Origin of the sequence: Cryobacterium breve, assembly GCF_004402375.1 — a bacterium.
GTDB classification, from domain to species: Bacteria; Actinomycetota; Actinomycetes; order Actinomycetales; family Microbacteriaceae; genus Cryobacterium; species Cryobacterium breve.
Map to the genome: position 1 here is coordinate 17,089 of NZ_SOGJ01000021.1, position 22,599 is coordinate 39,687.

Sequence of the window (22,599 nt, forward strand, 5' to 3'; positions counted from 1 at the left end):
CTGTGCTCGCAGGCTTTCAGCCGCGGGGCGTCAGGCGCACGGTCGGCAGCTGTGGTGCAGGCAGGGGAGAGCCCTTGTGGCCAGGCACGGTGCCGAAGCGACTCGCGGCATCCGTGACGAGCGGACTGCAGACCGTTGCAGAGGAGCGGACACCGGACAGCTCGCCCGCGAACACGCGCATGCCGACCCGTCCAGGACGACCGGCGGAATGCGGTTGCTATCGCAGTGTGGCGCTTGGTGCCGGTGCCGGTTCCTCGCTCCACATCGCGGACGCCATGATTCTGACGAGGGACTTTCAATCGACGTCGGGGCGGCGGTCCGGGACGGTCGTGCTCTCCGACCGCCGCGAAAGCTCGACCGTCTCGGTGAGATCGGCGCTCGTGCCCGCGGTCGTACTGCCGCTCGCACCTGCGCCGGGCTTTCCCGGCTCGGCCTCGCCTGCGGCCACGGTGAGCACCTCCTCGGGCGAACGCTGCAGCAGTTCGAGCAGCAGCACCACGATGAGAGCGAGCACCGTCGTCCAGATGATCACTGTCGGGGTGAGCGGGCGCCAGAAGAGGGCGACGGAGGCCGCCCCGATTCCGACTCCGGCCCGGATGAAGCTGCGGGTCCGGTAGAACCAGACGCCGGTTCGCCCGATGGCCGCTCCGTTGCCGGCGGCGCTGGCGCGCAGGTGCCGAGCGCCCTCGGTGACCAGGCGGCGCACCGCGATCGCGCCGCGGAACGGTCCGGCCAGGTAGGTCACAACGGCGACGGTCACGGCGGATAGCCCCACCGATAGGGCCGATGCGTAGACCAGTGGCACGAGCGAGTCGTAGACCGTGCCAGCCAGGTCGCTCGGCAGGTAGTCCGGCGATAGGGCGTTGATGAAGATGAACCGGCCCACCGAGACGCCGGCGGCCAGGAGGGCCATCGAGAGGCCGAGCGTGACGCCCGTCCAAATCAGTGCCAGATACCGGCGCCGGGCCATGAGCACGCCGGCCGCGATGAGAATCAGGCTCAGCCACGGCAGCCAGGTGCCGGCCACGTTGAGGAGCTGGTAGGCCGTACGCGCCAGAACGAGGGCATCCGACTGGACGATCGGGATCGTGCGGTCGATCTCCGGGATGTTCGCGGCCAGGCCGAAGCCCTGGTCCACGAGCTGCTTCTTCACCTCCGCGATGATGGGCCCGAGCTGGATGCCTACGTCGCCGGTGTCGCTGATGACGAGCGCCGACGACGTGTCACCATCCAGCGCGGCGATGATCTGCACCTGACTGAGTCGCAGAGCTTCCTCCCACACCTTCGCGGAGGCATCCGAGGCCACCACCCGCTCGGCCGCCGTACGGATGAGCGAGCGCACGCCCTCCACAGCCGGTGTCTTGAGGAGTGCGAGCGCGTTCTGCGCCCGCGGCGGCAAGTCGAGGCTGGCCAGGCCGTCGAACAGGTCTGAAGTGAGGGCCTCGATGTCCACCTGTTCCTCGACCACCCCGACGATCTCGGTGACCAGGAAGGCCTGGACTGCCGGGTCGTCGCCTAGGGGGGCGACGGTCGCCACGAACGCGTCGGTGTCGGTCACGACGGTCTTGGTCCATTGGGACACCACGGCGACCGGTGCCAGCAGGACCCCGACGGCGATCAGCACGACGGCCAGAAACGCCCGCCAGCGCAGACGCGTGAGCGGGCGAGCTGCCCGGGCGGCGAACCCGGGGAGCGGGACGGTCTCGGCGCTGGCCGCCCCGGCCGCTTCCGCCGCATCGAGTCGCTCCCGGAGACTGGCATTCTCGCGGGACAGCCCCACGAGTTCTGCGTGCGCTGGCGAGTTCTGACTGGGGAAGGTCGGCGTTGGGGCGTCCTGCCTGGGATTCTCCGATTGGGCCATGGACTCCGCCTCTCGCCTGCGTGCGATGGTCACGGTTCCCCCGGCGCCCCCTGCCACCGTTCGGAGTCATTATTGCGCTCGACAGACGATGCGCAAGGCGCTCGCGCGCCCCGGCGCTCACGCGGGCGTCGTCGTCGAGGAGCGCGCCATGCGTACCTGGCCGTTTTCGACATCCGTCACGCCTGCGGCGAACAGAGGCACTCATTTCAGGGTTCGCTCGTTACTCTCGATGTATCGGCGCCACAACTGCCCTGGCGCCAAGGGAGCGATCACATGTTTGAGAGATTTACCGACCGAGCTCGTCGAGTCGTTGTTTTGGCCCAGGAAGAGGCCAAGATGCTCAACCACAACTACATCGGTACCGAGCACATCCTGCTCGGCCTGATCCACGAAGGCGAGGGAGTTGCTGCCAAGGCCCTCGAGAGCCTGGGCATTTCCCTCGACGCCGTGCGCGAGCAGGTGCAGGACATCATCGGCCAGGGCCAGCAGCAGCCGACGGGTCACATCCCGTTCACGCCCCGTGCCAAGAAGGTGCTCGAGTTGAGCCTGCGCGAAGCGCTGCAGCTCGGCCACAACTACATCGGCACCGAGCACATTCTGCTCGGCCTCATCCGCGAGGGTGAAGGCGTTGCCGCCCAGGTGCTCGTCAAGCTCGGCGCCGACCTCAACCGGGTGCGCCAGCAGGTCATCCAGCTCCTCTCTGGTTACCAGGGCAAGGAGCAGGTGCAGGTCGGCGCGAACGAGCAGGCGAGCGGTCCGGCGGGCAGCCAGATTCTCGACCAGTTCGGTCGCAACCTCACGCAGGCCGCACGCGACAACAAACTCGACCCTGTCATCGGGCGCGAGAAAGAGATCGAGCGGGTCATGCAGATCTTGTCCCGCCGGTCCAAGAACAACCCCGTTCTGATCGGTGAGCCCGGCGTCGGCAAGACTGCCGTCGTCGAGGGTCTCGCCCAGGCCATCGTCAAGGGTGATGTGCCTGAGACGCTGAAGGACAAGCAGCTCTACTCGCTCGACCTCGGCTCGCTCATCGCCGGAAGCCGCTACCGCGGCGACTTCGAGGAGCGCCTGAAGAAGGTCACCAAGGAGATCCGCACCCGCGGCGACATCATCATCTTCATCGACGAGATCCACACCCTCGTCGGTGCCGGTGCCGCCGAGGGTGCCATCGACGCGGCCAGCATCCTGAAGCCTCTCCTCGCCCGTGGCGAGCTGCAGACCATCGGTGCCACCACGATCGACGAGTACCGCAAGCACTTCGAGAAGGATGCCGCGCTCGAGCGCCGGTTCCAGCCGATCCAGGTGGCGGAGCCGTCTCTGCCGCACACCATCAACATCCTCAAGGGACTGCGGGACCGCTACGAGGCGCACCACAAGGTGTCTATCACCGACGGCGCCCTCGTTGCCGCGGCGAACCTCGCCGACCGCTACGTCTCCGACCGGTTCTTGCCGGACAAGGCCATCGACCTGATCGACGAGGCCGGCGCCCGCCTACGCCTGTCGATCCTGTCCAGCCCGCCCGAGCTGCGCGAATTCGACGAGAAGATCGCCGTGGTGCGCGCCGCCAAGGAGACCGCCATCGAGGAGCAGGACTTCGAGAAGGCCGCCGGCCTGCGCGACGAGGAGAAGAACCTCCTTGGCGAGCGTCTGCGCCTCGAGAAAAAGTGGAAGTCGGGCGACGTCAAGACGACCGCGGTCGTCGACGAGGGGCTGATCGCCGAGGTTCTGGCCCAGGCCACGGGCATCCCCGTCTTCAAGCTCACCGAGGAGGAGTCCTCGCGGCTCGTCTTCATGGAAAAGGCCCTGCACCAGCGCGTCATCGGTCAGGAAGAGGCCATCTCGGCGCTCGCCAAGACCATCCGTCGCACCCGTGCCGGACTGAAGGACCCGAAACGCCCCAGCGGTTCCTTCATCTTCGCCGGCCCCACCGGCGTCGGAAAGACCGAGCTGGCCAAGGCGCTCGCCGAGTTCCTCTTCGACGACGAGGCCGCCATGATCTCACTCGACATGAGCGAGTACGGCGAAAAGCACACCGTGTCGCGTCTGTTCGGTGCCCCTCCCGGGTTCGTCGGCTTCGAAGAGGGCGGCCAGCTCACCGAGAAGGTGCGCCGCAAGCCATTCTCCGTGGTGCTTTTCGACGAGATCGAGAAGGCCCACCCGGACATCTTCAACTCGCTCCTCCAGATTCTGGAAGAGGGCCGGTTGACGGATGGCCAGGGTCGCGTCGTCGACTTCAAGAACACCGTGATCATCATGACCACGAACCTCGGCACCAAGGACATCAGCGGCGCGCCCGTCGGTTTCCAGCTCGAGGGTGACACGTCCACCGGCTACGACCGGATGAGCGGCAAGGTGAAGGAGGAACTGAAGAAGCACTTCAAGCCCGAGTTCCTCAACCGCGTTGACGAGATCATCGTCTTCCCGCAGCTGACCAAACCGGAACTGCTGCAGATCGTGGACCTGTTCATCAAGCGTCTGGGCGAGCGCCTGCTCGACCGCGACATGACCGTGGACCTGACCCTCGCCGTGAAGGAACACCTGATCGAGGTTGGCTTCGACCCCGCACTCGGTGCCCGGCCGCTGCGTCGCGCGATCCAGCGCGAGGTGGAGGACCGCCTGTCGGAGAAGATCCTGCAGGGCGAGCTCAACGCCGGCGACCACGTGCACGTGGACTACGTGGGCGGGGAGTACATCTTCACCACTACGGTGCGCGAGTCCGCGGTCTCGGTCGGTGTGAACACCACGGCCGCGATCGGAACGGGGCCAGGTTCGCCCGACCTCGCGGTGACCAGCGAGTAGGTAACCCGCAAGAACGGGCCCGGCGGAGTCATCCGCCGGGCCCCTTCGCGTTCTCGCTCGGCTCGGCTCGGCTCGGCTCGGCTCGGCTCGGCCGGGGCACTGGCACTGCCTCGGGCTCTGGCACCGGCTCTGACTTGCCGCGGCTGCCTAACGAATTCGATGGAGATTTTGCTCCTGTGGGCCTGTTTTCGGCCCAAACAGGGCAGATCCACTAAAATCTCCGTCGAATTCGCCCCCAGTGCCGCTGCCTAGACTGATGGTTTGGATGTTTCGAATGGGTGAACCGAGAGGTGGCGGGCAGCGAATGCGGGAGTTTTCGGTGCGCCGGGCGCGCACCACCGATGTGCCCCGGATCCAGGCCCTCGTGGCGCCGCTGGTTCAAGAGCGCATTCTGCTCGGCAAGGAAAGCGTCGTCTTCTATGAGGCCGTGCAGGAATTCCGGGTGGTCGAGGATGCCGACGGTGCCCTGATCGGCTGCGGCGCCCTGCACGTTATGTGGGAGGACCTGGGCGAGGTGCGCACTCTCGCCGTGACCACGGACTGGCTCGGCCGCGGCGTGGGCCACGCGCTGATGGACCGGCTCGTAGCGGATGCCCGCGAGCTTGGCCTCAGCCGCCTCTTCTGCCTGACCTTCGAGGTGCCGTTCTTCGCTCGGCACGGTTTCACCGATATGGGCTCCGAAACCGTCGACGCGCTCGTGTACGCCGAACTCGTGCGCTCGCACGATGAGGGCGTCGCCGAGTTCCTCGACCTGGCCCGGGTCAAGCCGAACACGCTGGGCAACACACGGATGGTCAAGCGGCTCGTCTGAGCGTCGGCTGGCACTGGACCATGCCCTGACAGGGGTGCCGAACCCCGATCTGCACAAGCTGCCGATCGGGACCAATCGGCGCTCATTCGAGCAGAACGCCCGAATTCACCAATCGTTACCTTGCAGGATGCTCGGACGGTATCTTCACTCCGTACTCTTTCGAACAAAGTCGTTCATTGAATAGCTAGGGGAACAATGTCGTCCGCATCACGCAGCCATCTAAAGCTGACCTGTGCCACCCTCCTGGGGTTGGGCCTAGTCGTCTCACCGCTCGTCGCACTGCCTGCCTCCGCCAACACCTTGGGCACTGGGGTTGTCATCAATGAGGCCTACCTCCACGGCGGTAGCGCCGGAGCGACGTACCTGAACAAGTTCGTGGAGCTCTACAACCCCACGAGTGCAGCGGTCTCCCTCGACGGGACCTCTCTGCAGTACCGCAAGCCCGGCGGGACGGCTGTGGAAGCGGCCACCACCGCAGTCGCGTTGACCGGAACGATCCCCGCCAAGGGCTACTACCTCGTTCAGGGCTCCTCTAACGGCGCGATCGGTGCCGCTCTCCCGACTCCGGACGCCACGGTAGGCGACTCCTTCGGTGGCGACGGCGGCACGTTGTTCCTCGCGAACTCGACCACCAAGATGGCCCTGCCTCAGGGCAACCAAGCTGGAGCGACCGGTGTCACCGATCTGCTCGGCTACGGCACCTCGCTGACCTTCGAGACCGCGGTCGCCTCGGCGGCGTCCGTCACCACGGCCCTCGGCCGAACGGCCGGCGCCGACGCCGACACGAACTCAAGCGACTTCACCCTCGCGGCTCCCACGCCGACCAACAAGGCCGGTGAGACCGCCGCCCCAGTGACCACCGCGCCGCCCGCGGAGCCGCCGGTCACCCCCGTCACCCCGGCTAACGCCATCCCGATCAGGGAGATCCAGGGCACGACGGACGTCAGCCCGAAGGCCGGCCAGATCGTCACCACGACCGGAGTCGTCACCGCGTCCTATCCCACGGGCGGGTTCAAGGGCTTCTACCTGCAGGCCGCCGGCTCGGGCGGCGCGGTCGACCTGAGCACGCACACCGCGTCCGACGGTATCTTCGTCTACACGAACACCTCCACCGCCCCGGTCGCGATCGGCGACTACCTCTCCATCACCGGCGCCGTGAGCGAGTTCTCAAACCTGACCCAGCTCGCGATTTCTTCGCTCAGCGACGTGATCGCGCTTGACAAGGCCGGAATCGTGGCTCCGCTGCCCGCCACGGTCGGGCTGCCGGCAACGGATGCCGCCCGCGAATCGCTCGAGGGCATGCTCGTCGCCCCCCAGGGTGACTTCACGGTAACCAGCAACTACACGACCAACCAGTACGGCGATATCGGCCTGGCCGCCGGAAAGACCCCTCTCGTAGGTCCGACCGTCACGGCTCGCCCCAGAACGGAGGCCTACACCGCGGCCGTTGCCGGCAACGCGGCACGCGCGGTCACCCTCGATGACGGGGCCACCACAAACTACCTCAGCAACGCGACAAACAAGGGTTTGCCGGTCCCGTACCTCACGCCCGCCAACCCCTTGCGCATCGGAGCGGCAGCCACCTTCACGAAGCCGGTCATCTTCGACTTCCGCAACAAGGCGTGGAAGTTTCAGCCGACCACCGAACTTGTCCCCGCCAACGCGGCGACGGTTCAGCCGGCCACCTTCAGCAACACGCGCACCGCGGCTCCGCGCGACGTGGGCGGCGACATCAGCCTGGCCACGTTCAACGTGCTGAACTACTTCGCCACTACCGGTGACTCCATTCCGGGCTGCACCTACTACTCCGACCGGGCCGGAACACCGATCACGGTCAACGGTGGTTGCGATGCCCGAGGCGCGGCCACCCAGGTCAGCTTCGAGCGCCAGCAGGCCAAGATCGTCTCGGCGATCAACGGCCTCGACGCTCAGGTTGTCTCGCTCCTCGAGATCGAGAACTCCGCCCGGTTCGGCAAGGATCGAGATTTTGCTCTCAAGGCGCTCGTCACTGCGCTGAACGCGCAGGTGGGCAGCAACGTCTGGGCGCACGTACCCTCGCCGGCCGCCCTCCCCGCCAGCGAAGACGTCATCCGCTCCGGCTTCATTTACAAGACGGCCGCCGTTGAAACCGTGGGCCAGTCCGTCATCTTCGACAACGCCGTGTTCGCCAACGCCCGCCAGCCGCTCGCCCAGGCCTTCCAGCTGGTCGGTGACAGCGGCAGCAGCTTCGTTGCGATCGCCAACCACTTCAAGTCCAAGGGCTCCGGAACCGGCGCCAATGCCGATCAGGGCGACGGCCAGGGAGCGTCGAACCTGTCCCGTGTGGAGCAGGCGACTGCCCTCGTCACGTTCGCCGACACCATCAAGAAGACCACCGGCATCGCCCGCGTGCTGCTCGCCGGAGACTTCAACGCCTACGACCAGGAAGACCCGATCAAGGTCATCACCGACGCGGGGTACGTCAGTCAGGAAGCCAAGAGTGGCGAATACACGTATGCCTTCGGCGGCACCGTCGGTTCGCTCGACCACGTGTTCGCGTCGCCAGAGGCGAACTCGGCGGTCACCGATGTGGATGTCTGGAACATCAACTCGGTCGAGTCCGTCGCCCTCGAGTACAGCCGGTACAACAACAACGTCACCGACTTCTACGCGGCCGACGCCTTCCGCTCGTCCGACCACGACCCGGCCATCGTCGGATTGAAGCTGTCCAGCAGCGTCAACATCAACCTGCTGAACATCAACGACTTCCACGGTCGGATCGATGCCAATACGGTGAAGTTCGCGGGCACGATCGAGCAGCTCCGTGCGGAGTACGGAGACGCGGCAACGCTGTTCCTCTCCGACGGTGACAACATCGGCGCCACGCTCTTCGCCTCGGCGTCGCAGAACGACAAGCCGACCATCGACGTGCTCAACGCATTGGAGCTCAAGGCCTCGGGCGTGGGCAACCATGAGTTCGACCAGGGGTTCGCGGATTTGAATGGGCGAGTCGCTGACGCGGCCGACTTCGACTACCTCGGTGCCAACGTCTACAAGCTCGGCACGACGACCCCGGCGATGAAGGAATACGCGCTCTTCGAGGTCAACGGCGTCACAGTCGGCGTCATCGGCGCCGTCACGCAGGAGACGCCGAGCCTGGTGTCGCCTAACGGGATCGCCAGCCTCACCTTCGGTGACCCGGTCGCCGCGGTCAACCGGGTCGCGGCCCAGCTCTCCGACGGCAACCTGGACAACGGCGAAGCCGATGTGCTGATCGCCGAATACCACGAAGGTGCCGGCGCGGGAACCGTTGAGAACGCGACACTCGAGCAGGAGCTCGCCCTCACCGACAGTGCCTTCGCCAAGATCGCCACGCAGACCTCAGCGAAGGTCGACGCCATTTTCACCGGCCACACGCACAAGCTGTACGACTGGGATGCTCAGGTTCCCGGTGCGGCTGCCGGCGTCACCCGCCCGGTGCTCCAGACCGGCAGCTACGGCGAGTTCATCGGTCAGGTCGTGCTCAACTACGACCGCGCCACAGGCGCCACCACCACCGTGGAGAACCGGAACGTGCCGCGCACGAAGGCCGTTGACGCCACCCTGGTCGCCGCCTACCCTCGGGTCGCCGCAGTGAAGACGATCACGGATGCCGCGATCGCCGAGTCCGCCGTCATTGGCAGCAAGCCGATTGGTTCAATCACCGCTGACATCACCCGCGCGTGCATCGGTGCCGTCGCACCGTGCGCCGAGGACCGGTCCGCACCGTCGGCCATGGGCACCCTGGTGGCCAACTCGTTGCGCGAATCGCTCTCCGACCCGCAGAAGGGTGGCGCCGAAATCGGCGTCGTCAACCCGGGCGGCATGCGTACCGAGCTGGTCTACTCTCCGGACGGCGTCGTCACCTACTCCGAGGCCAACGCGGTGCTGCCGTTCCTGAACAACCTCTGGACCACGAGCCTCACCGGCGCGCAGTTCAAAACCGTTCTGGAGCAGCAGTGGCAGCGGGATGCCAAGGGAAGCATCCCGAGCCGCCCCTACCTGCAGCTGGGCCTTTCCGACAACGTGAACTACACGTTCGACGCGAGCCGGGCCGAGGGTGACCGCGTGACGGGCATCTGGATCGATGGTTCAGCCATCGACCCGGCGCGCTCCTACCGGGTGGGTTCGTTCAACTTCCTGCTCACCGGCGGCGACAACTTCCGGGAGTTCAAGAATGGAACGAACACGCGCGACTCCGGTCTTGTCGACCGGGACGCCTGGATCGCCTACCTCACGGCCACGAGCCCGGTCACGCCGTCGTTCGCGGCTCGTCAGGCCAGCGTCACGGGCGTGCCGGCTGCGGCCGTCAACCCTGGCGCCACGGTCAGCCTCACGGTGTCGAGCCTCAACCTGAGCTCGCTCGGGGCCCCGAAGAACACCGTGCTGACCCTGCTCTGGCCGGGCAGCACAGCGGTCCTGGGCACGGCATCCGTTGACGCCAAAGGCTCGTCGGTCGTCTCATTCACGGTGCCGCTCGACGCCCCGGCCGACAGCGTGCTCGAGCTGACTGCGAAGGAATCCGGCACGATCGTGCGGGTCGCCATCGACGTCAACGCTCCGATCGCGCCGACGGATGCCCCGACCAGCGTGGGCGACGTCGACGCCGACTTGGAAAACCTCGTCACGACCGACAAGCCCAGCTACGACGCGGGCGACCCGATCACGGTCACCGTGGGTGAGAAGTTCGCCGGTCAGTACGTCTGGGTCACCCTCGACGACACGAGCCTGGGCGGCTGGCTCCGCGCCAACGCCCAGGGTCAGGTGACCACCGTGGTTCCGACCGACGCGACGGCGGGGATGTACCGCCTCGTCGTTCAGGATGCCGCCGGGGGAGTCATCGGCTGGACCGAGATCGAGGTGTTCGCTGCGGCGATCATTCCGACCACGCCGCCGACCACGCCGACACCCGGCACGTCCACGGGCTCAGGCTCAGGTTCGGGCGTGGGCGGCCTCGCTCACACCGGTGTTGAGCTCGCACCCCTCGCGGCGGGCGGCACGCTGCTGCTGCTGCTCGGAGGATTGCTGCTGGCTCGGCGTCGCCGCGTGGGATTCGGGGAATCATAAACCGACACGCACAGTAGTGCCGGCGGCGCCGGTATACCTCGCTAGCCTTGGGTCATGTCGACGATCAAACATCCAGTCGGCCCCCAGTCCAGCACGGTGTACTGGCGCCGTCGTCTTGTAGTGGGCCTGGGCCTGCTCCTCGTGCTTGCCTTCCTCATCATGGTCGTCTCGTTCATCGTGCGCCCGGCCGCCGGCAACGGCGGTCCGGGTGGTGCGCCGACCTCCTCTGACGCGGCTTCGGCCACGGCGACGGAGGCCCCCGCCTCTGACCCGGCGGCCGGCCCGGCCGCCTGCGACCCGGCATCCGTGCAGGTGGAGGCCATCACCGACGCGGTCACGTACGAGCCGGGGGCGCAGCCGATGCTGTCCCTGAGCGTCACCAATATCGGCACGGAACCCTGCGTGTTGAATGCCGGTACGGCGACGCAGGTCTTCACGGTGTCGAGCGGCTCGGATGTCTACTGGACGTCGACCGACTGCCAGCAGGATCCGGCCGACGCGGAGGTCACGCTGACTCCTGGGAAGCCGCTCAGTTCGGGGGAGCCGATCGCCTGGGATCGCACCCGGTCTAGCCTGGAGACCTGCGGCGAGGCCAGCCGTGAGGCCGCACCGGCCGGTGGAGCGGCGTACAACCTGAGCGTCTCCGTGGGCGGCGTCGAGGCGTCCACCCCGAAGCAGTTCCTGCTCTCCTGACCTGTCGGTGGCGAAGTGACCTGTCGATTGCCGCACCCCTTGCTGCCCCCGTTCGCTCATGGCAGGTCTCCCGCGGGTCGAAGTCGTCGAGGCCACGTCGAACCAACTGGTTGAATAGACAGTGTGACTGACGAGACTCCACCGACGAATTCCCTCGCGCTCGCCGCGGCTCTGGCCGCGCAGGATGTGGTGGCAGTGGCCTATGCCCTCCGCAACGACGTGATGATCGTGCCCCAGCTGGTCGTCAACGGCCAGGCGGAGCAGGTGCGTGTGTTCGGCCGGGAGGGTACCGACCGCCGGATGCTGTTGCTCTTCTCCTCTGCTGAGAACTACGCCCGCATGATTCCTGACGAGGTCGATCCGCAGGTCATGATCGGTGACGCCCAATGGCTCCGTGAGTTCCTCACGGTGCACCAGAACGTGCTCGAGATGGTGTTCTTCGACATTGCCGGCCCCCACGTGATGCAGGCGGCTCCGGCAGACCTGATGCGCGCTCTCGGTCCGCTGCCGGGCGAGGAACTGACCGGCGAAACCGAAGCCGGGCAGTAACCGGGAACAACACCTTTTTGCCCCCTCGGGCTGGGGGTCTGCATCGATGGGTGCGGCGGTTGGCTGGGGCTAGGCTGGCGCTAGACAGTGTTCGGCCCGCTCCTCGAGCGGAGTTCGACGGACTTTTCACGGTCAGCAATCGGCCTGTCGGGGAGCAGGTCGTGGTGGTGGGAACTCAATCAGATCCGACCAATGTGCGTTTGGCGCGCATCGAACGTCAGTTCTGGATCGACCGAAATGTGGCCCTCGAAGATGCCGAGACGTGGCTCGCTGAGCTCGGCGAGGGGGATCACGGAGCGACCGCACGCCGGTTGCAGGTTGTCGTCGCAGCTGTGCGCATCCGTCGCGGAGACCCGAGTCAGAGTGCCGTCGACGTGCAGGAGATTCTGAGTTGGGCGGAGCAGCACGTCGAACTCGCCCTGCAGTCGCGCTGCCACGACGTGCTCGGCTCTATTTTCGAGATGGTGGGCGACCGCGCGCTGGCGCTCGAGCACGCCGTCGCGGCCAACGACCTGCTGGAGGACTCGGAGGTGCCGCTCATGCGGGCGGCCGCGCGTAAGTGCCTGGCCGACGCTCTCGGCTCTGCCGGATCCCTCGACGAGGCTCGGCGCCGTTACGACGACGCCCTCCGTCTCGTCATCGACGACCCTGAGACCATCATTCGATACAACATCCTGAACAATCTCGCTTACACCGAGTACCTGGCTCACAACCAGGCCGAGGCCCTTGCGGCCGTGGAGCAGCTGATCGGCCTGTCCGAGGTGGGTGACCGTCAGATCGGCATGTACGCCCTTGACACCGTTGCGCGTGTCTACCTCACGGCGGGGCGCTTGGACGAGGCCGAGCAGAAGCTGCTGCCCGCCATGGACCCGGCCGTGGGCGACCGGCACCCTGACGGCTCCACGGCGGCCCTGGTCACCCTGGCTGAGATCTATCGCATGCAGGGCAAGCTGGCTCAGGCCCAGACCGTGATCGACCGGTGCCGGGACCTGTCGCAGCGCAACGGGCTGATCCGCTGGTCGACGGCGGCGGCCAGGGAACAGGCCGAGATTCACGCCGCGAACGGGGACTTTCGTGCGGCGTTCGAGGCCTATCGTGAATTCCACGAGCAGTCCGAGGCGCTGGGCGCCAGCGAGAACGAGTCCCGCGGGCGCATCCTCGAGGCCGTCTTCCAGACGGCCGAGGCCCGGCGGGAGAGCGAACGGTACCGCGAGCTGGCCGAACGCGACCCGCTCACGGGACTGCACAATCGGCGGTTCGTCGACGAGCACCTCGGCGTCGCGCTGCTCCGGATGCGCGAGGGTGGACCGACCCTGGCCATCGCGATGGTCGACCTGGACCATTTCAAGCGCATCAACGACACCCTGTCGCATGAGGTCGGAGACAGCGTGCTGCGGGAGGTGGGCAGCATCCTGATCGCTGCCGCGGCATCCGTGGTCGACGGCATCGCCGCACGTCTCGGCGGGGAGGAATTCCTGCTGGTACTGCCCGGCGTCGAAGCCGCCGAAGCCCAAATGCGCTTCGAGGCGGTCTGCCGGTCCATCGCGGACTACGACTGGTCTCGGATCACGGGCACGTTGCCGGTGACCGCGAGCATCGGGGTTGCCCTGGCCCCAGCCGACGGCCAGCAGAGTTCCGACCTCTTGCGGGCGGCGGATGTTCGCCTGTACGTCGCGAAGCGTGACGGCCGCAACCGGGTCGTGCATGTGGCCGTCATCTCGACCACGGCGCCGGAGCCGCAGCCGGACCTGCTCGCGGTCCGCTGACCGTCGGTCGGGTCTGTGTCGGTCGGGCTTGGCGAGACCTGTCCCACCGTTTAGAACGCGCGGTCGAGCTCGGCGTCCCGCGCGGACTGGCCGGTTGCGATCGCCGCGGCGACCGCGGTGCCGATAGCCCCGGACTGGGCATCGATGCGGATGGTGAATCCGAGCCGCGCAGCCTCCGCCGCGCGCAGCTTGGCCGCCGAAACCGACCGCACCTCGCCGGCGAGGCTGATCTCGCCGAAGGCCACGGCACCCTGCGCGATGGGTTGGTCTTTGAAGGCCGACGCGATCGCGAGGGCGATGGCGAGGTCGGCGGCCGGCTCGGTGAGACGGATGCCGCCCACTGTCGACACGTAGACATCCATGCTGCCGAGGCCCGACAGGTTCGCCCGGCGCTCGAGCACCGCGAGGAGCATGGCCACTCGGGAAGAATCCACCCCGTTGGTGACGCGGCGGGGGTTCGGCGCTTGGGTCTTGATCACGAGGGCCTGCACTTCGACGGGCATCGCCCGGCGGCCTTCGAGCGCCACGGTGACGCAGGTGCCCGACACGGGGGTGGAGCCGCGGCTGAGGAACAGTGCGCTGGGGTCGGGAACCTCGGCGATGCCGTCGCCGGTCATCTCGAAGCAGCCCACCTCGTCGGTCGAGCCGAACCGGTTCTTCAGCGCGCGCACGAAACGCAGCGCCGTCTGCCGGTCGCCTTCGAACTGGCACACCACGTCGACAAGGTGCTCCAGCAGGCGGGGCCCAGCGATCGAGCCGTCTTTGGTGACGTGCCCGACGAGCAGGATGGGAAGGTTACGGTCTTTGGCCACCCGGATCAGCGTGGACGCCACCTCCCGCACCTGGCTGGGCATTCCCGCGAGGCCGTCGGAGAGTGAACTGGCCACCGTCTGCACCGAGTCGACGATGACGAGGTTGGGCTGCACGGCATCGATCTGGCCGAGGATTGTGGCCAAATCGGTCTCGGCGGCGATGTACAGCTCGGGCTGCAACGCCCCGGTGCGCTCGGCGCGCAGGCGCACCTGGCTGACCGACTCCTCAGCGCTGACGTAGAGCACGCGGGACTTTGCGGCCGCGGCCTTTGAGGCCACTTCGAGCAGCAGCGTCGATTTGCCGACGCCGGGCTCACCGCTGAGCAGGATGACCGAGCCCGGCACGATGCCGCCGCCCAGCACCCGGTCGAACTCGGCGATTCCGGTGGGCCAGTGCGAGACGGCCGTGGTGTCGACGTGAGTAATGGGGCGGGCGACTCCCGCGCCGCTGACGCTGGCCGGCTTGAGCGCCCGGGCCAGGCTCGCCTTCTCTGTGGTGTCGACCACGGTGCCCCACTGCTGGCATTCGCCGCAGCGGCCTGCCCACTTCAGGGTGGTCCAGCCACACTCGGTGCAGCGGAAGGAGGAAACGGGTCTGGCCATTCTGCGAGCCTAGCTCGGGCCGCTGACACCGCTCCTTTGGGGCGTGCCGGCGGAGAACGACTGCGCTGCTCCCGGTGTGGGGGAGGGGAGGTCGGCAGGCCGGATGCCGCGCTCGAGATGAGAGTCCAGCGCCGGCAGGAAAGCCTCGGCCCAGGCCCGGTAGCCGCGGTTATTGGGGTGGAACAGGTCGCCCGCGACATGCGTGGCGACGCTGCGCAGCCCGAGACGCTTGGTCGTGGCGTGCATCGGCACCACGGTCAGCCGGTGGTCCGCGGCCACCTGGCGGAGGATGCGGTTGGCGACTGCGACCATCCGTTCGTTGCGGGGCAGGTGGAAGCAGGGCAGGTCGGCCACCAGCGCGTGCTGGGGCAGAGCCTGGAAGATCTGCCGGATGCCGGCCTCGAACACGGCGGCGTCCCAGAGGGCGATGTCGTTGGCACCGATCGCGACCGTGACGATATCGGGCGTGAGGGTGATGAACTTCGGCAGCTGGTCGCGCACGGCCAACTCGACCGTGGCGCCCGACACGCTGAGGTTCACCACGCGCACCGAGCGTCCGGTGGACAGACGGATATGGTCGGTCAGGATTCCGACATAGCCGCGATGCGGGGAACTCGCCCCGATGCCCTGGGCGGCGCTGTCTCCGATGACGGCGTAGAGCAGTTCCCCCTTGTCCTTAGCGCGGGTGCGCCACCAGAGCGAGTGCACCGGCAGGGTCTCGTTGAGCATCACCGAGCTTTCGGCGACCCGACGCTGGAAGCCCCGGTAGTTGACCAGGGCGGCGGCGCCGATACCGGCCGCCGTGGCGAGAGTGGCGGCCGTCAGAGCCAGTGTGCGGATGCTGTGGTTCGTCGATATCACCCGGTGAGAATACCGCTCTACGCTGGGTTCCCGCCGGTCAGGGGCTGTTCGGGGTGCCTTCAAGGGCAGTCAGGCACGGATGCCCGCATCGCGATTCGCGCACGGCCCCCGCTTGCAACTAAACTCTCCCTCGGTACCGTGTCCGAGCGGCCGAAGGTGCAACTCTCGAAAAGTTGTGTGGGGGAGACTCCACCGTGGGTTCAAATCCCACCGGTACCGCCACAGGGTTGTTCTGCGAACTGGTTGATCTGCTCTTAGAACTCGTCCCAGAACGAATGGCCTCCGAGGTTTCGGAGGCCATTCGTCGTTTCCGGCGTGGGTAGTGCGTGGTTTCCCGCTCATGCAGGCTGGTGGCGCGGATTAAAAGCTGATGCACGGCCAGGGATGCCCGACTCGTTTCACTAGTATGTCCGCAGTGAGGGTGACGCGAATCGGAAGCAGGCGTGACGATGAACGACATGAGCAAAGGATTTCCCATGGTGATGCGGAGTCTCAGCGCGATCACTCTCGCGGCGACCGGCGCCATCCACCTGTTCCTGGTGTTCGACGGCGTCGGCGGCGTGCTCGGCGTGTCTTTCGTTCTCAACGGCATCGCGGGCATCCTGCTGGCCATCGGGGTCCTGACGCTGCGCGGCAGGCTTCTGGGGCTCACCACCGTGCTTGGTCTGCTGTTCATGATCGCGAGCCTTCTGGCGCTTGTGCTCGCCCTGACGGTGGGGTTGTTCGGCATTGCGCAGACGTGGAGTTTCACCCTCGTGCCGCAGACGGTCGTCATCGAGGCTGCCGGCGTCGTGGTGCTGGCCCTCACCGCGGCATTGGTGCTCCGCAAACCACGAATTGACTGAGCAGACCACGACGCGGATGGCAGGCTGGCGCCCCGAGCAGCTGCATCACCCCAGCGTCCGCGTCGTGAGTGAGTCCCTCTCCTCGCTGTCGGGACGTGCCCGCCGCACGGCGAGCCAAACGACGTCACGACCGAAGGATTCGACGAGCAGGGCTAGCGCAATCGCGACCAGCAGGGCATCCAACCCCGGGAGGATCCGCGCCACGGCCGTCGCCAGTGCAATGCCCTGCACGGCCGTGACCACCTTCCGCCACGGGCGGGATGGCAATACCCGACGAAACCAGGGAAAGATCAGGCCCGCAAGCACGAAGGCGTAGCGCATCGTGCCGATTGCCAGTACCCAGATCCCGAGGGTATTCGAAACGTACACGCTGAGAACGAGCAAAAGGAACGCGTCGACTTCCATGTCGAACCGCGCGCCCAGCTCGCTCACAGAATCTGTGCGGCGGGCAACCCATCCGTCGACAGCGTCCAGAAGCAGGGCCGGCACGATCAGGGCGACCAGGAGGGGGACGGGAATCGGCTCCGCGAACGATACAACGACCATCCCTCCGATCAGGCCGACCAACGTTGATCGAACCGCTGTGACGACGTTTGCCGGCCCGAACAAAGTTGTCCTCCTGCGTCGAAGCCCGCTCAGCAGGAATACAGTCGACAGCAAAAGATAACTCAGAGTGGCCAACCACCCGACGATCGGCACCCATGACCGGTACCAGTGCACAGCGACAAGGCCGAGGAGCGTCGCGGCTGCCGCCCCCACGATCGCGGCTGAAATCGGCACGAAGTGAACTTTGGCCATCCCTGCCTCGTTTCTCTCTTGAACCATCTATTCAGTAAGGCGGCACTCCGCCGGGAACCGTTCACTATTAGGGGGGAATATGCTCGACTGCACCGCTTTCTGGATTGACAGGCCTGGCGTCGGGAATCTTCGGCGGGAACCGCTAGCGCTACCCGGCGACGGGGAGGTGCTCGTGAGGACTCTCTACACGGCAGTGAGCCGAGGAACCGAAGTCTCGGTGTTCGGCGGAAATGTGCCACCCAGTGAGTACGACCGGATGCGTGCACCATACCAGGACGGCGACTTTCCCGGCCCGGTCAAATACGGGTACCTCAATGTCGGCGTCGTGGAGAGTGGGCCTGAGTCTCTCAGAGGCCGGACCGTGTTCACGCTTTTCCCGCACCAGTCCGCATTCGTTGTGCCCGCCGATGCTGTCTTCCCGATTCCCGAGGGAGTCCCGGCCCGCCGGGCCGTGCTCGCGGGCGCGGTTGAAACGGCCGTCAACGTGCTCTGGGATGCTCGTCCTCACCTCGGTGACCGTGTCTCCGTTGTTGGCGCGGGCATGATCGGATGCTGCGTGGCCCGACTTCTGCGCGGCGTCCCCGGCGTCGAGGTGGCTTTGATCGACGTGAACCCGGCACGGAAGGAGGTGGCGGACCAACTTGGAGTGGGCTTCGCCGACACGGCCAGCCCCCCGGGCAACCGGGACATCGTGATCAATACGAGTGGTTCGGATGCCGGATTGCAGCTCGCACTCGAAACCGTGGTCACCGACGGTGACGTGATCGAGGCGAGCTGGTACGGAGATCGCCCGGCCACACTCAGGCTCGGGACCGACTTCCACTCACGGCGACTGACCATCCGGTCGAGCCAGGTCGGCGCGGTAGCCGCGGGGCATCGGCGGAACCGAACGACGCGCGAACGCCTCGTGCTGGCCCTGGACTTTCTGCACGACCCTGCCTTCGAGGCCTTGCTGACGGACGAATCCTGCTGGCATGATCTCCCCGAGGTGATGACGGGTCTTTTCGACGGAGCGCCGAACACCCTGTGTCACACAATCAATTGGGGAGAACCAGAATGACATTCACGGTGACGGTCCGGGACCACATGATGATCGCCCATAGCCTCGCCGGCGAATCGTTCGGGTCCGCGCAACAACTCCATGGAGCCACATTCGTCGTCGACGCATCCTTCGCGGCCACCGAGCTGGACGCCGACGGCGTCGTGGTGGACATCGGACGGGTGACTGCCGCGCTCGCAGAGATCACAGGTTCTCTCACCTATCGCAACCTCGACGAGGATCCTCGGTTCGTCGGCAGAAACACGACCACCGAAGTACTCTGCAAAGTGATCGCGGATCGCCTGGCAGAACAGGTGACCACCGGGGCTCTCGCCCCCGGCCAGCAGCTTCAGTCCATCACGGTCACGCTCCACGAGTCGCACATCGCGTGGGCAAGTTACACGAGGGCACCGTGAGCGTCTCCTCGGCACGGTGGGTGTATTTCTTCGTCCCTGATTCGATCGACGACGCGGGCAGAGTCAGCGGCGGCAATGTCTACAACCGGCACGTTCGCGATGGGCTTCGACGCAGCGGCTGGGCGGTTCACACGGTTCTGATTCCGCCGGATGATCACACACTGACGGCTCAGACCCTGGCCCAGTTGCCGAACGGCGCCCTCGCACTAGTCGATGGTCTGGTCGCTGTGCGCGAATCGGTGGCGATGACGGCACATTCCACCCGGCTCCGGCTCATCATCCTGGCGCACATGGTCGGAAGCGTCGTCTCAGCGGCAACAGCGGAAGCCGATGCCGTGTCTGCCGATCGTGAGCGACACGCATTTCGGGCGGCGAAACGCATCATCGCAACAAGCGGATGGACACGGTCCGAAATCATCGCGCGCAGCCTCGGTCGGCCCCACGACGTGATCGTCGCCTACCCCGGAACGGATCCGGCCGCCCGGACGAGTGCTTCACGATCTGGCAACCGGCTGCTGTGCATTGGCGCGGTCGCCCCGCACAAGGGTCAGGACGTTCTCCTCGGCGCCCTGGCGCAGCTCACCGACATCGCCGGGTGGACGTGCACCTTTGCCGGATCACTCGACATTGCAACGGATTTCGCCGACGAGCTGACGCGGATTGCCTACCGAAATCGCCTCACCGCCAGGGCAACGTTCACCGGCGCTCTCGCCGGAGCTCGACTGGACGCGGCATACGCCCGAGCTGACCTCGTCGTGGTGCCGTCCCGAAACGAGAGCTTCGGCATGGTTGTCGCGGAGGCATTGGCACGGGGCATCCCCGTCGTGGCCGCCCGTGTCGGTGGCATACCCGAAGCCCTATCGAGCATGACGGCAGGAATCCTTGTCCCGCCGGACGATCCGCAGGCCCTCGCAGTGGTGCTGCGCCGCTGGTGGGCCAGTCCGGCCCAGAGGTCACGGCTCATAGAGGCGGCCGTGGAGGCTCGCCGATCGGTCCGACCCTGGAGCGCGACGGTCGCCGCCATTGCGTCAACGCTCGACGAGATGGCACTCAGCGGAGTGGCGGTGTCCGCATGATCGAAATTCCTCTGGTCAGTGCGGACTGGCTGGCGCTTCGGGAACCGGAGGACGCGGATGCGCGCTCACACGACCTCGCGCTGGCAGCCGCCATGAGGATCGCCGAGGGGCCGGTGATTGTTCACGATCTGGGCAGCGGGACCGGTTCGATGATGCGCTGGCTGGCTCCGCTCCTTCCCGGACCGCAGACGTGGGTTCTCCATGACTGGAATGCAGACCTGATCGAACGGGCGATCCACAGCACGCGTCCGAGGGACGCGAACAATGTGGCAATCTCGGTTCTCGCGCAACCGGGTAATCTCGCCGACTTGCGTCCGTCTGATCTAGCGGGAGCGTCACTCGTGACAGCGTCCGCATTGCTCGACGTGCTGAGCTCGCACGAGACCCACACGATCGTGAACGCCTGCGTTGAAGCCAGGTGTCCCGCTCTCCTTTCGCTCAGCGTGACTGGACAGGTTCGCTTCAGTCCTCGCGACGACCTGGACGCAGCATTTGAGGCCGCCTTCAATGCGCATCAACTTCGACTGACCGACGATCGCCGGCAGCTCGGTCCGCATGGTGCGCCCATCGCGCGGGGACTGTTCACGGAGGCCGGCTGGACTGTGCGGCCGAGCACAACCGAATGGCGGCTTGACCGCCGCCGGCAACGCCTGCTGGTCGAGTGGTTTCACGGCTGGGTGGATGCCGCCATCGAACAGGATCCCCGGCTGCGCACCGAGGTCGACCGATACTGCCGACTTCGGTTGTCCCAGATCGCACGCGGGGAGCTTGCCGCACGCATCCGTCACGTCGACCTGTTGGCCTGGCCCCGCGGATGACACACGCCATCCGAACCCTGCTTCGCCGGGCAGTTCACTCTCCCGGTTTCCGCCGGACCGCTCGTCTCATCGTCGGCGGCGGAATTCTCGTAGGGGTGGGCGCGCATGTAGGCGCTGACCCGTTCATCACTGGCATCCTCAGTCTGAACGGTGCGAATATCGTCGCGGCTCTCCTCCTCGCGGCGGCCGCAACCGTGGCAGCCGCGTGGCGGTGGCAACTCATCGCGTCGCGGCTGGGAATCCCCCTGCGCCTGCCGACTGCTGTCGGAATGTACTATCAGTCCCAGTTCGTGAACATGATGCTTCCCGGCGGCATCATCGGGGACATTCGACGAGCGGTTACCCGCGTCCCGAGCGGAACACGTCTCGTGCACGCTGCACGCGCGGTCGCGATCGAACGCTTCTCCGGGCAGGCGGTTCAACTCGCACTGACCCTGATGGTGCTGGCCTATTTGGGAACCGAGATCGAGAGGTTCCTGCTGCCGGCGCTGGGGATCGGATTCGGTGTTGTCATCGGAGCACTTGCTGCGGTGTCGGCGGCAAGCGCCCGCGTGCGCCGGGCATTGCTGCGAGAGGCGCACGAACTCCGCGCCGCCCTCGGGTCGATTCGCACCGCCGTGCAGGTCACGATCGCATCGGTCATCGTGATCGGCTGCCACGTGGCGACCTTCACGATCGCAACCGCGGCGGTGGGCGAGAGAGTGCCGGTGGGGCCCATGCTCACTCTGGCTCTGGTCGTCCTGCTCGGCGCCGGGGTTCCGGTGAACATCGGCGGCTGGGGACCGCGTGAGGGAATCGCCGGTTGGGCCTTCGCACTGACCGGATTCGGAGCCTCGGCGGGGGTGGCAGCATCCACCCTGTTCGGCGTGCTCGCCATCATCTCCATCGCGCCGGGGGCCATCGTCGCCGCCGTGTCCGCCGCCCGCCGACGAGGATCGAAGCACGCCATGCCGGGGACGCCACCCACCCGCACGGCATCTATCCTCATTCCGACCGCTCTCGATCAGGAGGAGGCATCATGAGCGTCACGCCCTACGTCACTTTGAGTTGCGCCATCTCACTAGATGGGTATCTCGACACAGCGAGTCCTCCACGGCTCACCCTCTCGAATGACGCCGACTTCGATCGCGTCGATGAGGTGCGCGCACGCAGCGACGCCATCCTGATCGGGGCACGCACCGTGCGGCGCGACAACCCGCGACTGCTGGTGCGCAGCGTTGCCCGCCAAGGCCTTCGAGAGACCGAAGGCCTGGCTCGCTCACCGTGGAAGGTGACGGTGACGGCGACGGGCGATCTGGATCTGAACGCCGCATTCTTCACCGCAGGCGACACGACCAAGCTGGTGTACTGCCCCGCACTGATCGCCGAAAGCCTCCGGCGACGGCTCGGATGCGCCGCCGTCGTCGTCGGCCTGGGCGGCGATGTGACGATGACCGACCTCGTTGCGGACCTGGGGGATCGCGGGATTGGCGAGCTCATGGTCGAGGGAGGAGCCATGATCCACACCCAGTTCCTGGCCGCGAATCTCGTCGACGAACTCCACCTTTCGATGGCGCCGTTCTTCGTCGGCAACGCCGGCGGCGCCCGATTCGTCGGCGACGCAGCGTTTCCGTGGAACAGTGATCGGCGGGCGAGCCTCGCCGAGGTCCGGCAGATCGGCGACATGGTCCTGATGCGCTATGCACTCTCAGGTCGATGCGCCGAGCACGACACCGAAGCCCAACACCGCGCGATGACCGCGCCCCTCACGGTTGGAATGCGGTGAAA

The 22,599-nt window shown here is 66.5% G+C and carries 18 protein-coding genes and 1 tRNA gene; 14 read left to right on the forward strand and 5 right to left on the reverse strand.

Annotated features, from left to right (window positions below):
* Positions 1-16 precede the first annotated feature (16 nt).
* Both E3O65_RS16685 and E3O65_RS07920 read right to left on the reverse strand, forming a co-directional pair.
* Entirely contained in the window at positions 17-181 is a 165-nt protein-coding gene (locus E3O65_RS16685) for a hypothetical protein (protein WP_166785691.1), read from the reverse strand.
* A gap of 114 nt (positions 182-295) precedes the next feature.
* The gene (locus tag E3O65_RS07920) at positions 296-1,861 is read right to left on the reverse strand and encodes a hypothetical protein (protein ID WP_134363207.1); all 1,566 of its coding nucleotides are present in this window, start codon (positions 1,859-1,861) and stop codon (positions 296-298) included.
* 273 nt (positions 1,862-2,134) lie between these two features.
* Here E3O65_RS07920 and E3O65_RS07925 point away from each other — a divergent pair, with 273 nt between their 5' ends.
* The 6 genes from E3O65_RS07925 (at position 2,135) to E3O65_RS07950 (ending at position 13,564) form a co-directional block, all read left to right on the forward strand.
* Entirely contained in the window at positions 2,135-4,660 is a 2,526-nt protein-coding gene (locus E3O65_RS07925) for an ATP-dependent Clp protease ATP-binding subunit (protein WP_134363208.1), read from the forward strand.
* 304 nt (positions 4,661-4,964) lie between these two features.
* Positions 4,965-5,471, forward strand: coding sequence for an amino-acid N-acetyltransferase (locus E3O65_RS07930; RefSeq protein WP_134363209.1), 507 nt, complete (start codon positions 4,965-4,967; stop codon positions 5,469-5,471).
* A gap of 195 nt (positions 5,472-5,666) precedes the next feature.
* Positions 5,667-10,556, forward strand: a complete 4,890-nt coding sequence (locus tag E3O65_RS07935; protein ID WP_134363210.1) for an ExeM/NucH family extracellular endonuclease — start codon at positions 5,667-5,669, stop codon at positions 10,554-10,556.
* 54 nt (positions 10,557-10,610) lie between these two features.
* A complete protein-coding gene (locus tag E3O65_RS07940; protein WP_134363211.1) occupies positions 10,611-11,249 on the forward strand; it encodes a hypothetical protein in 639 nt (212 codons plus the stop codon).
* A 123-nt stretch (positions 11,250-11,372) separates the two neighbouring features.
* A complete protein-coding gene (locus tag E3O65_RS07945; protein ID WP_241985801.1) occupies positions 11,373-11,798 on the forward strand; it encodes a dehydrogenase in 426 nt (141 codons plus the stop codon).
* Between the two features lie 167 nt (positions 11,799-11,965).
* Positions 11,966-13,564: a diguanylate cyclase gene (locus tag E3O65_RS07950; protein ID WP_134363213.1), complete on the forward strand. Its 1,599-nt coding sequence runs from the start codon at positions 11,966-11,968 to the stop codon at positions 13,562-13,564.
* Positions 13,565-13,614: 50 nt separating this feature from the next.
* Here E3O65_RS07950 and radA read toward each other — a convergent pair whose 3' ends face one another.
* Together radA and E3O65_RS07960 are read right to left on the reverse strand one after the other, a co-directional pair.
* Positions 13,615-14,979, reverse strand: coding sequence for a DNA repair protein RadA (gene radA / locus E3O65_RS07955; RefSeq protein WP_134363214.1), 1,365 nt, complete (start codon positions 14,977-14,979; stop codon positions 13,615-13,617).
* A 9-nt stretch (positions 14,980-14,988) separates the two neighbouring features.
* Positions 14,989-15,840, reverse strand: coding sequence for an SGNH/GDSL hydrolase family protein (locus E3O65_RS07960; protein ID WP_241985802.1), 852 nt, complete (start codon positions 15,838-15,840; stop codon positions 14,989-14,991).
* Positions 15,841-15,972: 132 nt separating this feature from the next.
* Between E3O65_RS07960 and E3O65_RS07965 the strand changes: the two genes are divergently transcribed.
* A tRNA-Ser gene (locus tag E3O65_RS07965) sits at positions 15,973-16,062 on the forward strand.
* Between the two features lie 254 nt (positions 16,063-16,316).
* Positions 16,317-16,685, forward strand: a complete 369-nt coding sequence (locus E3O65_RS07970) for a hypothetical protein (RefSeq protein ID WP_241985803.1) — start codon at positions 16,317-16,319, stop codon at positions 16,683-16,685.
* Positions 16,686-16,730: 45 nt separating this feature from the next.
* Here E3O65_RS07970 and E3O65_RS07975 read toward each other — a convergent pair whose 3' ends face one another.
* Positions 16,731-17,483, reverse strand: coding sequence for a CDP-alcohol phosphatidyltransferase family protein (locus E3O65_RS07975; protein WP_134363215.1), 753 nt, complete (start codon positions 17,481-17,483; stop codon positions 16,731-16,733).
* Positions 17,484-17,655: 172 nt separating this feature from the next.
* Between E3O65_RS07975 and E3O65_RS07980 the strand changes: the two genes are divergently transcribed.
* From E3O65_RS07980 to E3O65_RS08005, 6 genes are read left to right on the forward strand one after another with little or no spacing between them, the layout of a single operon-like run.
* Positions 17,656-18,543: a zinc-dependent alcohol dehydrogenase gene (locus E3O65_RS07980; RefSeq protein ID WP_241985804.1), complete on the forward strand. Its 888-nt coding sequence runs from the start codon at positions 17,656-17,658 to the stop codon at positions 18,541-18,543.
* Positions 18,540-18,938, forward strand: a complete 399-nt coding sequence (locus E3O65_RS07985) for a 6-pyruvoyl trahydropterin synthase family protein (protein ID WP_134363217.1) — start codon at positions 18,540-18,542, stop codon at positions 18,936-18,938. The genes E3O65_RS07980 and E3O65_RS07985 overlap by 4 nt, the downstream gene beginning before the upstream one ends.
* Positions 18,911-20,014, forward strand: a complete 1,104-nt coding sequence (locus tag E3O65_RS07990; protein ID WP_134363218.1) for a glycosyltransferase family 4 protein — start codon at positions 18,911-18,913, stop codon at positions 20,012-20,014. The genes E3O65_RS07985 and E3O65_RS07990 overlap by 28 nt, the downstream gene beginning before the upstream one ends.
* A complete protein-coding gene (locus tag E3O65_RS07995; RefSeq protein WP_134363219.1) occupies positions 20,011-20,832 on the forward strand; it encodes an SAM-dependent methyltransferase in 822 nt (273 codons plus the stop codon). The genes E3O65_RS07990 and E3O65_RS07995 overlap by 4 nt, the downstream gene beginning before the upstream one ends.
* The gene (locus E3O65_RS08000; RefSeq protein ID WP_134363220.1) at positions 20,829-21,854 is read left to right on the forward strand and encodes a lysylphosphatidylglycerol synthase transmembrane domain-containing protein; all 1,026 of its coding nucleotides are present in this window, start codon (positions 20,829-20,831) and stop codon (positions 21,852-21,854) included. Before E3O65_RS07995 ends, E3O65_RS08000 begins: the two co-directional genes overlap by 4 nt.
* On the forward strand, positions 21,851-22,597 hold the full coding sequence (locus tag E3O65_RS08005) for a RibD family protein (RefSeq protein WP_134363221.1): 747 nt from the start codon (positions 21,851-21,853) through the stop codon (positions 22,595-22,597). The genes E3O65_RS08000 and E3O65_RS08005 overlap by 4 nt, the downstream gene beginning before the upstream one ends.
* Positions 22,598-22,599: the final 2 nt, after the last annotated feature.